Annotated in this window: 14 protein-coding genes; 9 read left to right on the top strand and 5 right to left on the bottom strand. The window is 45.4% G+C overall.

Annotation, left to right across the window (positions count from 1 at the left end; translation table 11 throughout):
- Positions 1–108: 108 nt before the first annotated feature.
- Positions 109–831 carry a lysophospholipid acyltransferase family protein gene (locus NDI42_RS12200; protein WP_190452049.1) on the bottom strand — a complete coding sequence of 241 codons (723 nt, stop codon included), beginning with the start codon at positions 829–831 and terminating at the stop codon, positions 109–111.
- Positions 832–1,266: 435 nt separating this feature from the next.
- Between NDI42_RS12200 and metG the strand changes: the two genes are divergently transcribed.
- The 3 genes from metG (at position 1,267) to lptC (ending at position 4,799) form a co-directional block, all read left to right on the top strand.
- Positions 1,267–2,874 (top strand): methionine--tRNA ligase, encoded by a 1,608-nt coding sequence (gene metG, locus NDI42_RS12195; protein ID WP_190452047.1) that lies wholly within the window; start codon positions 1,267–1,269, stop codon positions 2,872–2,874.
- Positions 2,875–2,986: 112 nt separating this feature from the next.
- Positions 2,987–3,595, top strand: coding sequence for a LabA-like NYN domain-containing protein (locus NDI42_RS12190; RefSeq protein WP_190442870.1), 609 nt, complete (start codon positions 2,987–2,989; stop codon positions 3,593–3,595).
- A 40-nt stretch (positions 3,596–3,635) separates the two neighbouring features.
- Positions 3,636–4,799, top strand: coding sequence for an LPS export ABC transporter periplasmic protein LptC (lptC, locus tag NDI42_RS12185; protein ID WP_190452044.1), 1,164 nt, complete (start codon positions 3,636–3,638; stop codon positions 4,797–4,799).
- A 57-nt stretch (positions 4,800–4,856) separates the two neighbouring features.
- On the opposite strand, the gene NDI42_RS12180 is transcribed toward lptC, so the two are convergent.
- Entirely contained in the window at positions 4,857–6,212 is a 1,356-nt protein-coding gene (locus NDI42_RS12180) for a D-alanyl-D-alanine carboxypeptidase (protein ID WP_190452043.1), read from the bottom strand.
- 246 nt (positions 6,213–6,458) lie between these two features.
- Between NDI42_RS12180 and plsX the strand changes: the two genes are divergently transcribed.
- The 6 genes from plsX to NDI42_RS12150 all read left to right on the top strand — a co-directional run bounded on the left by plsX (position 6,459) and on the right by NDI42_RS12150 (position 11,891).
- On the top strand, positions 6,459–7,502 hold the full coding sequence (plsX, locus tag NDI42_RS12175; protein WP_190452041.1) for a phosphate acyltransferase PlsX: 1,044 nt from the start codon (positions 6,459–6,461) through the stop codon (positions 7,500–7,502).
- A gap of 115 nt (positions 7,503–7,617) precedes the next feature.
- On the top strand, positions 7,618–8,616 hold the full coding sequence (locus tag NDI42_RS12170; RefSeq protein ID WP_190452039.1) for a beta-ketoacyl-ACP synthase 3: 999 nt from the start codon (positions 7,618–7,620) through the stop codon (positions 8,614–8,616).
- Between the two features lie 110 nt (positions 8,617–8,726).
- Complete coding sequence (gene fabD, locus NDI42_RS12165) at positions 8,727–9,614, top strand: ACP S-malonyltransferase (protein WP_190452038.1); 888 nt, start codon at positions 8,727–8,729, stop codon at positions 9,612–9,614.
- 156 nt (positions 9,615–9,770) lie between these two features.
- Entirely contained in the window at positions 9,771–10,409 is a 639-nt protein-coding gene (locus tag NDI42_RS12160; RefSeq protein WP_190452036.1) for a lysophospholipid acyltransferase family protein, read from the top strand.
- A gap of 4 nt (positions 10,410–10,413) precedes the next feature.
- The gene (locus NDI42_RS12155; RefSeq protein ID WP_190452034.1) at positions 10,414–11,463 is read left to right on the top strand and encodes an AI-2E family transporter; all 1,050 of its coding nucleotides are present in this window, start codon (positions 10,414–10,416) and stop codon (positions 11,461–11,463) included.
- Positions 11,464–11,573: 110 nt separating this feature from the next.
- Positions 11,574–11,891 carry a DUF2288 domain-containing protein gene (locus NDI42_RS12150; RefSeq protein WP_190421528.1) on the top strand — a complete coding sequence of 106 codons (318 nt, stop codon included), beginning with the start codon at positions 11,574–11,576 and terminating at the stop codon, positions 11,889–11,891.
- A gap of 31 nt (positions 11,892–11,922) precedes the next feature.
- Here NDI42_RS12150 and NDI42_RS12145 read toward each other — a convergent pair whose 3' ends face one another.
- The 3 genes from NDI42_RS12145 to NDI42_RS12135 form a co-directional block, all read right to left on the bottom strand.
- Entirely contained in the window at positions 11,923–13,182 is a 1,260-nt protein-coding gene (locus NDI42_RS12145; RefSeq protein ID WP_190452032.1) for a Zn-dependent hydrolase, read from the bottom strand.
- 275 nt (positions 13,183–13,457) lie between these two features.
- Entirely contained in the window at positions 13,458–14,072 is a 615-nt protein-coding gene (locus NDI42_RS12140) for a nucleotidyltransferase family protein (protein WP_199311013.1), read from the bottom strand.
- Between the two features lie 18 nt (positions 14,073–14,090).
- Positions 14,091–15,107: an XdhC family protein gene (locus NDI42_RS12135; RefSeq protein WP_190452030.1), complete on the bottom strand. Its 1,017-nt coding sequence runs from the start codon at positions 15,105–15,107 to the stop codon at positions 14,091–14,093.
- Positions 15,108–15,265 lie beyond the last annotated feature (158 nt).

The following is a 15,265-nucleotide window of genomic DNA, read 5'->3' as shown; positions in this document are numbered from 1 at the left end:
AAAACAACTTGTGAAAAATTAGAATCAGTTGCTGATTGCTCGCTTGTTGAATAGCCAATCTGGTAGGTATTTATCCTCATTCTATGGGACAACTCCCACCCTCTTCCACTAATAACAACCCTGACGCAGTAGATCAGCAATTTCCTGATGACAGTAATCAGACAGATCAGCCACAACTGATTTTGCCTGCTTTCCTTGATATTGTTCCCGCATTTGGGGAGAAATCCAACGCGGACGACCAATTAAAACATTAGCCCGACGATAAATAACCATCGGGTGCCAGCCGGGGCCGTCGAAAAGCGGCTCTGAAGGGTCAAAGAAACTTAACAAACGCAGTGGCACCGCTGAATTGGTGGTTTCTTCCAAGGATGCGATCGCCACTGGCAAAACGGCTAAATTCTGCACAGGCGCTCGTATTGCCAGATGAGCAAATCCCCGTTGGAAATCCCCCATTTTATTAGGCGGTGTCACCTGCACCATCGGTTTAGCTCCCTCTGGAAACACCCCAACCACCTGACGATGCTGCAACAGTTGAATCGCCTTCTCAAAAAAACCTTTCTGCCGATGTTCAGGGGCTTCTAAAGGAAAACACCCCAACTGATTAACAATCTCCCGCATCACAGGCACTTGCCCCATATAGTGATGGCAGGCAAAGCGAATCGGACGTTTGATCGCCCCCATCAGTAGGGGTGCATCGATAACACTGCGGTGATTGCTCACGACCAGTACAGGACAGTCATGAGGAACCCGATCCTCATGGTATACATACATCCGCGTCGAGAGAGTCGAGAGCAGAAATTGAGAAATTTGTAATGGGCTATCTGAAGACATTCTTTAAATGTAAGCAATAATCAACAGGCGCAAGGAAGAGTCTAGCGGATAGTAAAAGGGATGGATGCGATCGCCTTTAACAGGCAAGACTTGCTGTGCTTAGGCTAGAGGCATTTTCCTCGCTCAGTCAGGGTACGGCACTGCCGTCTTCCAACACTTAGCACTCAACCCTTACTTTCCCAACGCCAACTCATTAACTTTTCTTAATACAATTATTAACCTTATTTTCCTGGGGTTTACGAATCTCTTAAGGCAGAACTTTCCAGTCAACAATGTTTAAGTATTCTGGGCAACTCATCAACTATCAATGGTATGAATTTATACTTACTTAACTAAATTTACTTAAAAACATCTAGAAAAGGTAACGAAAAAATCCAAAATGACCGTACCCTTGGATATGATCGAAAGCAAATAATCTAGTTGTTTTTTATATCTATGAGTGTTAACGATACAAGTAAAAGCACATTTGCTATTACCACACCGCTGTATTATGTGAACGACGTACCCCATATTGGTAGTGCGTATACAACCATAGCTGCCGATGTCGTGGCTCGGTTTGAGAGACTACGCGGCAAATCTGTGTTATTGATTACAGGCACGGATGAGCATGGACAGAAAATTCAGCGGACAGCAGAAACTAATGGACTTGCCCCGCAAGCTCACTGCGACAAAATTGCTGATACTTTCAATACACTTTGGCAAAAGCTTCACATCAAGTACGACCGATTTATCCGCACTACAGATTCCCGCCATCAAGCGATAGTCAAAGAATTTTTCCAGCGAGTCTGGGAGAAAGGTGACATCTACCTTGGTCAACAAAAAGGTTGGTACTGCGTTGCTTGCGAGGAATTCAAAGAAGAACGTGACCTCTTAGAAGGACACCGTTGCCCTCTGCATCCAAACAAAGAAGCCGAGTGGCGAGACGAACAGAACTACTTCTTTCGACTCTCCAAGTACCAAAGCCAGCTGGAAGAACTTTATCAAAAGCAACCAGATTTTATCCAGCCAGAAAGCCGCCGCAACGAAGTTTTGAACTTTGTCAGCCAAGGACTTCAAGATTTCTCTATCTCGCGAGTAAATTTAGACTGGGGTTTTCCAGTACCAGTCGATACCAGCCACACCATCTATGTCTGGTTTGATGCCTTGGTTGGTTATATAACAGCATTGCTCGATCCTGATATGGAACCGACGCTAGAGAATGCTTTATCCAAGTGGTGGCCGATTAATATGCACCTGATTGGTAAAGACATTCTGCGGTTTCATACAGTTTATTGGCCGGCAATGTTAATGTCAGCTGGTTTGCCTCTACCCGGCCGGGTGTTTGGGCATGGCTTTCTCACCAAAGACGGGCGGAAGATTAGTAAAACTCTGGGTAATACTGTCGATCCGGTCGATTTAGTAAACCGTTACAGCGCTGACGCTATTCGTTACTACTTTCTCAAGGAGATTGAATTTGGACAAGACGGAGATTTTAATGAAACCCGGTTTATCAATACCCTGAATGCAGACTTAGCAAACGACTTGGGAAACTTACTTAACCGAACCTTAAACATGTTCAAAAAATATTGTAACAACGAGGTTCCCAATTGCTTAGGAGAAGACATTCCCTCTGACAATCAGCTCAAAGCGATTGGCTCTGTTCTAGGTGACAAAGTTACTCAAGCTTATGAATCCTTGGCTTTCAGCCAAGCAAGTGAAGCCATCTTCACTTTGATTCGAGCCTGTAATAAATTTATTGATGAGCAGGCTCCCTGGAAGTTATACAAGCAGGGACAACAGCAGGCAGTAGAACAAGTGCTGTATGCTGTTCTTGAATCTGTTAGACTGGCAGCTTATCTACTTTCCCCAATTATTCCCAACATCAGCAACGACATCTACCAACAGCTAGGCTTTTCAATTGACTTTAACAACAAATCGTTAACAGATGTTACAGAACCGTTCGTTACTCATAGCGCTTGGGGAACACTAACTCCAAGACAGAAGTTGGGGGAAGCTAAACCAGTCTTCGCCAGACTGGAACAACACCAAGCTGTTTCGTCTTAGCTACTAGCTGTTAGTTTTTTTCTGCTGTCTTTTGTCTTTTGTAGCTTAACTAATGACAAATGACAACTGACAGCTAATTACTTTTTTCATAAAAAACCGAGGCATAACAATCATGTTGAATAATTTCACCAGTAATGATTCCGTATTCACGCCGGAACAAGTTTTAGAAAATCGGGGTCGGGTTGCCATTTTTATTGATGGATCAAATCTGTTTTATGCAGCGTTGCAGCTGGGAATTGAAATTGACTACACGAAGCTGCTGTGCCGATTAACCGCAGGATCTCGGCTGCTGCGCTCTTTTTTCTACACTGGTGTTGACCGCACCAATGAAAAGCAACAAGGCTTTCTGCTTTGGATGCGTCGCAATGGGTATCGCGTCATTGCTAAAGACTTGGTACAGCTGCCTGATGGCTCTAAGAAAGCCAATCTAGATGTGGAAATCGCAGTTGATATGATGGCTTTAGTGGGGTCTTACGATACAGCGGTTCTCGTGAGTGGGGATGGCGATCTGGCTTACGCGGTTGATGCTGTTAGTTATCGGGGTGTTCGGGTCGAGGTTGTGAGTCTGCGTTCAATGACCAGTGACAGTTTGATCAATGTGTCAGACCGTTACATTGACCTCGATGGTATCAAAGAAGATATCCAAAAAACGCCCCGACAAAACTACACTTACCGTCCGCTTTCTGGGATCGGGTTTATGGACGATCAGGAAGAAAGGTAAGCTCAAAAACAAAAAAATAATTGATATAAAGGCAGAAGGAATGAAAAACTTACAAGTTAGTAAAAAACTATTTCTTTTGCCTTTTGCGTTTTGCCTTTTACCAGTTTTATTGGTTGGTTGTAATCCGCAAAAACGTGCAGAAAAAAAGTTACAGAAAGATACTTCCTCGGTGACAGATTTCGAGGGGAGTTTGGTATTTAACGATGTAACTTTAGATCAGGCGGATGAGCAGGGACGACCCCTGTGGAAAGTGCAGGCGAAGAACGCGGTTTACACCAAAGATAAGAAAACTGCCCGCATTCAGAATCCAACAGGCGATTTGTTTCAGGATGGGAAACTGGTTTTGCAGATCAAGGCAAAGAGTGGAGAAATTCAGGAGGATGGAAAAAAAGTATTTCTCAATGGTCAAATTGTAGCTACCGATCCGCGTAATGGTGCGGTGCTGAAGGGAGATCAATTAGAGTGGAGACCCAAGGAAGACCTGTTAATAGTTCGTGACAATTTGGTAGGAACTCATAAACAGCTGGATGCTACGGCTAAGGAAGGAAGATATTTTAGTCGATCGCAGCAACTGGAATTAATCGGTCAGGTTGTGGGAACCTCGAAAGACCCAGTATTACAAGTGAGAACGGAACACTTGATTTGGCAGATTCCTCAAAAGATGGTTATAGGCGATCGCCCACTCCAAATTAATCGCTACAAAGGTCAAACTGTGACAGACCAAGCTTTCGGCAACAGTGGTCAGGTAAACCTGAACACAAAGACGGCAACGCTGAAGCAGAATGTCCAGATAAATTCCTTGGAACCGCCGATGCAAATAGCTGGTAATTCTGTCACCTGGGATTTAACGACGGAAATGGTAACGTCAAACGAACCATTAAAGGTTTTCCATCGGCAGCAGCAAGTGACGCTGACCGGAAATCAGGGTCAGGTAGATTTGAAGGGAAAAGTTGCTCGTCTAAGTGGAAATGTCAGAGGCGTTGGTACTCGAAATCAATCCCAACTTCAAGCCGATCGGGTGAGTTGGAATATTTCTACTGAGGAATTTGATGCTGTAGGTAATGTGACTTATAAACAAGTTAATCCGCCGCTGCACTTGACAGGCCCGCAAGCTGCCGGGAGGTTACAGGATCAGACGGTTGTCGTTACTGGCGGCGGTGGTGCTAACAGCGGCGGCAGAGTGGTGACGGAAATTATTCCTTAGTTAGTGGCTAATGGCTAATTGGGAAGAGCAGACAATTAGCCATTAGCCATTAGCGAATCAAAATTGCACCTGGACACCGGAGATAATTTCGTTACGGGTAGGTTCTCCGAGGTGCTTGGGGGCATCAGAGGTGCCGGGGCTGGGGGCGAGGGCAACGGGTAAGGTGGGTGCCATTCCCCACTGCTTGACAAGCTTTTGCACGATGATGTCTTGTTGGGTGCGGAAGTTATCGACGTTGCCGCCTTTGTTGATGATGGCAAACCAAACGGGCCCGCGATCGCGTGTTGGAACTACTCCAGCTAAGGCACTAACTTCTCGCAGGGTGCCAGTTTTGATAATTGTGCCTGGTGGAAGTTTGCGATATGCCATCGTTCCCCGGCGATCGCGTCCCGCTACGGGGAATAAGTCGGCAACGGTTAAATTGTGGGGTTGTAGATAGCGCTCCATTGCCATCAGCATCCCACAAACAGCACGGGGAGAGATGCGATTTTCAACTCCCAGCCCGGAACCATTTATAAGTTGAATTTCCTGCTGGGGAACCCCCGCAGATTTAGCTCCCAACTGGGCTACAACTGATGCGCCGCCGAGGGAATTGGAAAGCATCTCTGCCATCTCGTTGTTGCTGTAGATGTTCATCTCCTTAAGGATGTGACCCAGAGACATTGAGTGGTGGCGCAACAATAAGATTTGTTTCGGGAATCCGCCAAAATTTACCTGACTAACGGGGCTTGGGGGAGTTAGCACTTTCACACCACCAGCGATCGCTATTTGAGGCTTTGGCGTTCCTGACGGCATTAAGTTGTAGAGATATTGGGCATCTCTGGGCCAAGAGCGGGGGTTAAATGCTGCTTTTAGCATTTGACCAGCCAAGACGGGGTTAGATTGGTAATTCATGTAGAAATTACCCACAATCACCAAATTGCCGTTAACTTGGCGGATACCGCGCTTATTTAAGGCATTCCCAACAGCGATCGCTTCCTCCCAAACAAAGAACGGATCGCCACTACCAGTAATCACCAAATCTCCCTGCAACACCCCATTTTTAATTGGCCCCGTGGCACCGATCAAAGTTTCAAACTGATGAGCTGGCCCCCAAGTTTCTAAAGCAGCTACAGAAGTAGCAATCTTAGTCAACGAAGCCGCAGGGATGGGAATAGTCCCTTGGTGATTTGCCAGCGTCACCGCCCCAGACTGAAGCCACACCCCCTGAGAAGCTGTTACAGCTCCTTTAGCTGACAAGCCCTTCAAGTATTGCCGCATAGCGATTTCAGCTGCGGGATCGGTTGCGCTGCTCAGGGCAAACAAAGGAACGCCCCGCCACGCCATTAGTTGGGCAGTATCGACTCCAGTTGTTTTCAACCCAGCCATATTCAGCCACAAAGTAACCAATCCAGAGCCAAATAATTCCAGCATTACTCACTTTCCTTTCTTAGTACAAAGAGCCTGCAAGAGCGTGCAAGCTAAAAATTAGACGAACGACCCAAGCGACTTCCGCCTGAATTTACCAATTTTTGGGGATTGGGAACTGGGAAAAGTTTACCCCACACCTGCCCTCTGGCCCCTAGTTTCTCTTATTTTTGCTTTTTACCTTTCCATGATTGCCTTCTTCATCGGTCATCGGTACTGGTAGAATTTTTAAGGTTTCTATCATTTTGATCAATGGGATCGACTCGCGCACGGATCGCAATTGACGCTATGGGTGGCGACCACGCCCCCGCCGAAATCGTTGCAGGGGCGCTTAGAGCACAGGAAGAATTGGGCGTAGAGGTTTTGCTGGTGGGCGATCCTCATCAGATTGAAGCCACTCTCAAGCAACACACCAGTTCTCATCTTCCTCAAATTGTGCCTTCAGAAGGCACAATTGAAATGCACGAGGAGCCTCTAAGCGGGTTAAAACGCAAGCCCAAGGCTTCGATTAACGTGGCTATGGATTTGGTAAAACAAAAGCAGGCGGATGCAGTGGTTTCAGCAGGACACTCAGGAGCCGCTATGGCATCCGCACTGCTGCGACTGGGACGACTGCGGGGCATCGACCGTCCGGCAATTGGTGCAGTTTTGCCGACAATGGTAGCAAGTAAGTCGGTGCTAATTCTTGATGTCGGCGCAAATGTCGATTGTCGTCCTAAGTTCTTAGAACAGTTCGCACTGATGGGGTCAATTTATAGCCAGTATGTGCTGGGTGTTGATGAACCCAAGGTAGGACTGCTCAACATTGGGGAAGAAGAATGTAAAGGTAACGAATTGGCAATTCGGACTCACCAAAAGCTGCAAGAAAATTCGCAAATTTCCTTTATCGGCAATGCTGAAGGTCGAGATGTCCTCACGGGACGCTTTGATGTAATTGTTTGTGATGGTTTTGTAGGCAATGTTTTGTTGAAATTTGCCGAAGCGGTTGGTGAGGCGGTGTTGCATATCCTCAAGGAGGAGTTGCCTCAAGGACTGCACGGACAGATAGGCACGGCTTTGCTAAAACCGAATCTGAAGCGCATTAAGCAGCGCGTAGACCATGCGGAACACGGAGGTTGCCTATTACTGGGAGTGGCAGGAATTTGCGTTATCAGCCACGGTAGCTCCCAAGCTCCCTCGATTTTTAATGCGGTTCGCTTGGCGAAAGAAGCTATTGATAATCAGGTACTGGAGCGAATTCAGTCTCAAGGTCGGATTAGTCAGCAATCAGCAGTTAGCGGTCAGGAAGAAGTGTGAAGTCTGTTAATGGCTAATTGGGGAACAGCTAAGGTCAGGATTGCTGATTGCTAATTGTTCATTAGCCATTAGCCATAGCCATTAGCCATTAGCAAACAACGATTGATGGAGTGTAATGATACAGCAATTAGGTGTCGGTGTCGCCATTACAGGGAGCGGTTCCGCGATACCGACAGTTTCCCTGGATAATCACCAACTGTGTGAGTTGGTGGAAACGAACGATGAGTGGATAACATCGCGCACTGGCATACGTGAGCGGCGGATAGCGGCTACTGAGTCGGTAAGCGATCTCGCTACGGTTGCGGCTCAAAATGCGATCGCTATGGCGGGAATTTCTCCAACTGACCTGGATTTGATTATTCTGGCAACCTCAACTGCTGACGATTTGTTTGGCAGTGCCTCATCAATTCAGTTTCGGTTAGGGGCAACAAAAGCGGTAGCCTTTGATTTAACAGCCGCTTGCTCTGGGTTTGTCTTTGCTTTGGCGACGGCATCGCAATTTATCCGCACTGGCGTATATCAAAACGTCTTAGTGATTGGGGCTGATATTCTCTCGCGCTGGGTAGATTGGTCAGACCGGAAAACCTGCGTATTATTTGGGGATGGTGCGGGTGCTGTCGTAATGCAGGCTTCGACTAGCGATCGCCTCCTGGGTTTTGAACTCAAGAGTGATGGCACTCAACACCAGTCTCTGAACCTAGGATACAAACCACAGCCTAAAGAACTTGTTGCCGATGTCACTGTCCAAGAAGGCTCCTACCAACCCATCACGATGAATGGCAAAGAAATTTACCGCTTTGCCGTCCAAAAAGTGCCGGAAGTGATAGAGAAAGCCCTGTTTAGAGCAAACATGAGCGTTGACCAAATTGACTGGTTGATCTTGCATCAAGCCAATCAACGCATTCTTGATGCTGTCGCCCAACGGCTGAATATTCCTGCTGATAAAGTCATCAGCAATCTTGCCAACTACGGCAATACTTCTGCTGCAAGCATCCCTTTAGCGCTGGATGAAGCAGTGCGAGAAGGAAAGATTAAACAGGGTGATGTAATTGCTACTTCTGGTTTTGGGGCTGGGCTAACTTGGGGCGCGGCGATTTTCCAATGGGGAAGATAATTCGATTTTGGATGCTCTTGATTTTGGATTGGGAATGTTATGAATTTTTAATTAATAACTTCTAACTCCTCGCCTCCTAACTTTTTTCAACTAACAACTGACAACTGACAATGACAAAAACCGCATGGGTATTTCCGGGACAGGGTTCGCAAGCAATTGGAATGGGAACGGATTTATTAGACTTGCCAGATGCTAAGGCTAAATTTGAGCAAGCAGAGCAAATTTTAGGCTGGTCTGTTCCGGAAATTTGTCAAAGCCAGGAAGATAAGGTATCGCGTACTTTCTACACTCAGCCTTGTTTGTACGTGGTAGAAAGTATTTTGGCGGATATGATGCGCTCTTCAGGACACCAACCCGACTTGGTTGCTGGTCACAGTTTGGGAGAATACGTTGCTCTCTACGTTGCTGGTGTGTTTGACTTTGAAGCTGGTTTAAACTTGGTCAAGCGCCGCGCTGAATTGATGGATAATGCCTTTGAAGGGATGATGGCTGCCTTGATTGGGTTTGACCGCACCAAGCTGGAACAACTAATTCAGGAAACTCCCGACGTTGTAATGGCTAATGACAACAGTTCTGCTCAAGTTGTCATTTCTGGAACAGTAGAAGCAACAGAGGCACTACTATCTCAAGTAAAAGCCAAGCGTATTGTCCGCTTGAATGTGTCTGGTGCTTTTCACTCCCCGTTAATGGTTCAAGCTGCTGCTGAGTTCCAGCAAGTTTTGGAGTCTGTACCATTTAACTCGGCCCAAGTGCCTGTGCTGTCGAATGTGGAACCCATTCCTGCTGTAGAGGCGGATGTTTTGAAGGATCGCCTGATTCGGCAAATGACAGGATCGGTGCGGTGGCGAGAAATTTCCCTACAATTGCCATTAGAAGGGATTTCGCGGGTAGTGGAAATTGGCCCCGGCAAAGTTTTGACTGGTCTGATTAAGCGCACCTGTCCCGATGTCATTTTGCAGAATGTTGGTAACGTTGCCGAATTACCAACAGCAAAATAAACTTACTTCCAGTCGGAGACTGGGAACGACTCTCAAAGAGGCTCTGCCTCGTGTGATGCAACAACTAATTGTGTGTTAGCGAAGCTTCGCTAATACAGAAGGCATTCCAATGCAGTGCCTGGGAACGAGAAAAAATCCTTATCACCCCTACCCTCTATGGGCAAAGATCGCGAACCTGTTTCGAGTTTAGTTCTGTATCATGTCTTCAAATGGTCGGTGGTAAGTCCTGTGCTGCACGGATACCTGCGGGGGCGCATCTATGGGTCGGAACAGGTGCCTGCTACGGGGCCATTGGTGGTGGTGAGCAATCATGCTAGTGACTTTGACCCGCCGATTTTGTCCTGCTGTGTGCGGCGACCTGTGGCATATATGGCGAAGGAGGAACTGTTTAAGGTTCCGGTTTTGAAGCAGGCAATTCAGTTATACGGTGCTTATCCGGTGAAGCGTGGTTCGGCAGACCGGAGTGCGATTCGTTCGGCGCTGTCTCTGCTGGAGGAAGGATGGGCTGTTGGTCTATTTTTGCAAGGGACGCGGACACTAGATGCCCGGATTACAGACCCCAAACTTGGGGCGGCGCTGATTGCGGCTAAGGCGAAAGCCCCGCTACTTCCAGTTAGTTTGTGGGGTACGGAGGCGATTTTTAGGAAAGGTTCGCCTGTACCGCGTCCGGTGCCTGTGACGGTGCGGATTGGTCAGGTAATTGATGCTCCTAGTTCGACAGATAGGGACGAGTTGCAGGAAATAACTCAAAAATGTGCGGCGGCGATTCATGCCCTGCACGACTTAGGGCGCTGAAAAGATGAGCGAACCATTAGGCAAAAGTTTGTGGGAACGACTCAACAACTCGGCTTTAGTGAGATTTCTGCTATTGTTTGCCTGTGGCTGGGCTGCGGTAGAAATTTTAGAATATTTTGAGACGGTTATTGTCATTTTTACGTTTGCAGCAATTGTAGCTTTTTTGTTGAGCTATCCGGTGCGATCGCTACATCGTTTTGTGCCTCACGGCGTAGCTGTAACTGTAGTTTTTATTTTCGGCATGACTTTGATCGTTGGTCTGACGGTTACAGTGGGGATCTCAGTTGTATCCCAAGGGCAACAATTAATTGAAAGTTTGACTACGTTTTTCAATTCTATGTTGCCGCTACTAGAGCGATTAGAAAACTACCTTCGACAACGAAATATACAAGTAAACTTAAATCTTATCGAAGAGCAGTTTAGAGAGCAGTTACTCGCTGGGCTTGGAATAGGGCTTGGTTACAGTCTGGCAACAATTCAAATATTTTTTGCAAACTTTCTGAACTTGATATTAATTGCGGTTGTTTCTTTTTTCATGCTTTTAGATGGGGACAGACTTTGGAATTTACTAATTAAATTTGTTCCCAATCACCTACAAAACAGAGTTACACTTGTAATAAAACGGAAGTTTTTAGGCTTTTTTAGAGGACAATTATTGTTAAGTTTGTTTCTGACTACTTCTAGTTTTATTGTATTTTTAGTTTTAAACGTACCTTTTGCATTGCTTTTAGCAATAATTACAGGATTATTTGACTTGATTCCTGGGATTGGAGCGACTTTAGGAGTGGGGATAGTTTTTATTATTTTGCTATCTCAAAATGTTTGGTTAGCAATTCAAGTAGTAGCAGCGTGTATTGTACTTCAGCAGCTACAAGATAACTTGATCTCCCCTCGGATTATGCAAAATTCGCTCAATATTAATCCAGTAGTGGTATTTTTTGCCTTGTTAGTAGGTGCAAGAGTAGCAGGATTATTGGGTATATTTATTTCGATTCCTATTACTGGGGTAATAGTAAGCTTGTTTGAGATTGACGAAATGAAAGCCGAAGTATAGATAAAGTACCAGCGTATTTTAAATTTTCATCTATTGGGTAAAATACCTTTAAGGTAGGGTTGATGCTATTAGCTACAGCCTAGTAAACTAAAATAAAAGAGGATAAAAAAATGTCGGATTTAAGAGCAGAACTAGCAGAGTTGCTGGATGAGGCCGAGTGGAATTGGCTGATGCCTCATGCTGAACGCGATGCTGTGGTTGTTGTGGATAAAGGTTTGGATTTGCTGGATGTGGGGGTAGCGATCGCGTCTGATGATGTTTCCTCGGTGCAGCATTGGATTGTCGAACAGCTAATTTACAAGCCTTCCCCAGAAGAGAAGCAAGATTGGAACGTCAACCACAAAAAGCGATTCAACGCGCTGATCGTGTCGCCTTACGTTTTGGTGCAAGAATACATCCCCGAAACTCCCCTGAGTCCCCAAGAATAAAAGTTCCTCATCGTAGTTTTTTGAGTTACCTCTAGCTTGGAAAGCGCGATCGCGCTGTGTAAATTTGGTCTAGATGTAACAAAGTTTGTAACAGCACATTTGCGCCTTGAGTACATTGTTCTGGCGAGGTATATTCATTTTCTGCGTGACTGATACCTGCTTTGCTGGGGACAAAAATCATGCCCATATCGGTGAAATGTCCTATTTCTTGTGCATCGTGACTGGCACGGCTAGGCATTGTACAATGGGTAAGTTTCAATGAGAAGCAAGCTTGAACAATTGCCTGTTGAATCTGTGGTGTTGCGAGAGTTGGTATAGTTTGTAAAATCGGGGCGATCGCCATCTCAGTTTTCGTTGCACTAGCGATCGCTTTCAATCTTTCTTCCAACTGCGCTGCTATTCCCTCAACATGAGTTTGAGATAAGTCGCGGATATCTACCGTCATCTCAACTCGTCCCGGTACAATATTGGCAGCATTGGGAAAGACATTCAAGGCTCCCACTGTTCCCACTTGTTGACCGGGAGTATTCTTAGCTAGATCATTTACAGCTAAAATTACTTGAGCGCCTGCTACTAAAGCATCCTGTCGCTGGTGCATTGGGGTAGTTCCAGCGTGATTTGGGCAACCTGTGATGGTAATTTTATACCGATGCTGGCTAACAATGCCTTCGACAACACCTATTTCCCTACCCAAACTCTCCAGCACTCCTCCCTGTTCGACGTGTAATTCGACGTAGGCAGCGATATCAGAGCGAGTGCGTTTTGCTGTGGCAATTTTATCCCAATTTCCACCAATGAGTTGTAAACAAGTTTGAATTGAGGCGCGATCGCGGCGACTATAATATTCTGGGTCTTTTACAACACTACCCGACATCGCCTTAGCACCTATCATTGTGCCTTCTTCGTCCGCAAATACAATTACTTCCACCGGATGAGTTAGTGCGATACGGTTTTCGTGCAATAGTCGCACAGCTTCAATTCCCGCCAACACCCCCAAAACGCCGTCGTAGCGTCCGCCAGAGGGTACTGTATCAATGTGGGAACCTGTAGCTAATGCTGGTGCTTGCTGCTGACCCGGATAAGTGCCAATGATGTTACCAGCGGCATCTATGCGAACTGTCATACCTGCCTCAATCATCCAGCCTTGCATCAGCTGACGCGCTTGTAAATCTTCCTGAGAGTAAGCAAGACGGCGCACGCCGCTGTTAGGGAGTTTGCCAATTTCTGCGAGGTTGGCGATGCTGCGGTTGAGGCGATCGCTATTCACCGCCAGCGGGGAAATAAATGTCATATAGAAACTCCCTTTATTCAATTTTCTCGTATTCTGGCTCAGTCTGGTAAAGAAGTTTTGGAGGCTCTGCCTCCGATTGTTGATAATAGCGCTAAATGTAAGTTATATAACATCTTTCAGCAGCCTTAATAAGAGACAGGTCTTCTATATTTTTTCCAAACTCAGACTAAAAATAACTGTACTTTTTTATTAACACGTTGTTATATGGCAATCTGATTTAATTGGTGACTATTAACGAACCGCTGAGGACGCTGAGCAAGAGAGAAAAGAGAATTTTAGGAATAATTGAGGGTGGGTATAGATGGTAGTTTGAGAAATTCAGCTTGATAACTTTCCTGCGTATTTAAATCCATCAAAACATCACTTGTGTCAAATTTCAATTGCTGAATATTGGGATGGAAATCTTGAACTACTTGCCGCAAACCAAAACTTTCTTCGCGCAAATTTTCTAGGTTAGGCAGAACTTTGGGCGAGAAAAACAAAGGATGACCCATTCTACCTTGATAAATGGGTGCAGTAATAGGTGCATCAGAAGATTCGCTTGCTTGTAGTAATTTTTGGTAAATCCACGCAGATCGAGGTTGGTCTAATGCTGAAATAGCTAAAGTATGAAAGTCTCTAGGTAGATGCTTTAAACCTATTAATATAGAACTGGTTTTCCCATCACTGGGCTGGTTATTAATAACGGCTATACTTCCCGGCAAGCAATCTGCACGTCGCTCCCAATTGTGAGGGCCAAGAACTACTATAGGTGTAATACCTGCAAGCAGAAATTCTTCTACTTGATAAGATAACAAATTTTTGCGATCGCGCCACATTAAAGAAGTTTTGCAAGAGTTCATCCGGGTAGACGCGCCTGCTGCCAAAACTATAGCAAAGTTGTTAATCACTAGTTATCAATTACCAATTTAGAAACACTTTTGAATTAAAGGAGAGTTTTCTGCTGAAGCAGCTCCCATTATCTCAGAGAAAGATAACCCACTTCCGCCCCGACGAACTTTGATTAATTCCGCACAAATGCTAACAGCTATTTCCTCTGGAGTTAAAGCGCCAATATCCAAACCAATAGGAGCGTAAACTTTGTGTAGCAATTTCAGCGAAATTCCTTCATTTTGCAACAATTTATAAACAGTTCTAACACGCCTTTCACTCCCAATCATTCCAATATATTTTACCTGTCGCTGCAATAGAATTCGCAGTGCTGCCAAATCCTGTGCATATCCTCTTGTAACTAGCGCTGCATACAATTGCGAAGTCTGAGGTAAATTTAATATTGCCTCGCCTATAGGCTGAGCCAGAATCGCTGTTGCTTGGGGGAATCTTTCCACACAGGCAAATTCCGCTCTATCGTCCTGAACAACGATTTGGAACCCTACTAAATGTGCAATTTTCGCCAGCGGCAAGGCAACGTGACCAGCGCCAATAATTAATAGAGTTGGTGGATAAAGTAAAGGCTCAATGAAGACAGTTTCACTAACTTCTAACTCTGCGGCTGTTACTGAATATGGGTGAATTAGATAAGGAAATTTCGCAACATCAAACGGGGTGACCAGCGCTCCAGAATTGCCGGATTTCAGCACTTTGATAATCTTGTTTACCAGTGTAATAGTAGATGTTCCTGACCAACGTTCTAGCCATACCTGCATTATTCCACCACAAACTCCTTGAGTTTCCCGATGCGGTGCGCCAGATAAGTCAATTGCTACCAATTGTTTTTCACCCGTTTCTAGCACCTTTAAGGCTTGTTTTATGACTTTAGCTTCCCCTGCACCGCCGCCAATTGTCCCAATAATTTGTCCGTTGGGGAAAACAATCATTTTTGCTCCCACTTCTCTTGGAACAGAACCTTTGATGCTGGTTAGTGTGGCAATAACTACTGGGCTTTGTTGCAAAGCTTGCGCTAGTTGGTGATAAAAATAAAGCATACCTTTCGGATGTTTAAATAGTTGTGGCGTAGAATAAAACTTACTTTAAAATATTTGTTGAGTTTCACTATTTTTCAACCAAATAACTTACGATTGCTTAAACCGATGTAAGGTGAGTTCCAAGGAGTACCAAGCCCTAACCTACAAATTAATACAAA

Origin of the sequence: Funiculus sociatus GB2-C1 (genome assembly GCF_039962115.1) — a bacterium.
Lineage (GTDB): Bacteria > Cyanobacteriota > Cyanobacteriia > Cyanobacteriales > FACHB-T130 > Funiculus > Funiculus sociatus.
Note: the sequence above shows the minus strand (reverse complement) of the source record. Positions and strands in the feature narration are given on the sequence as shown.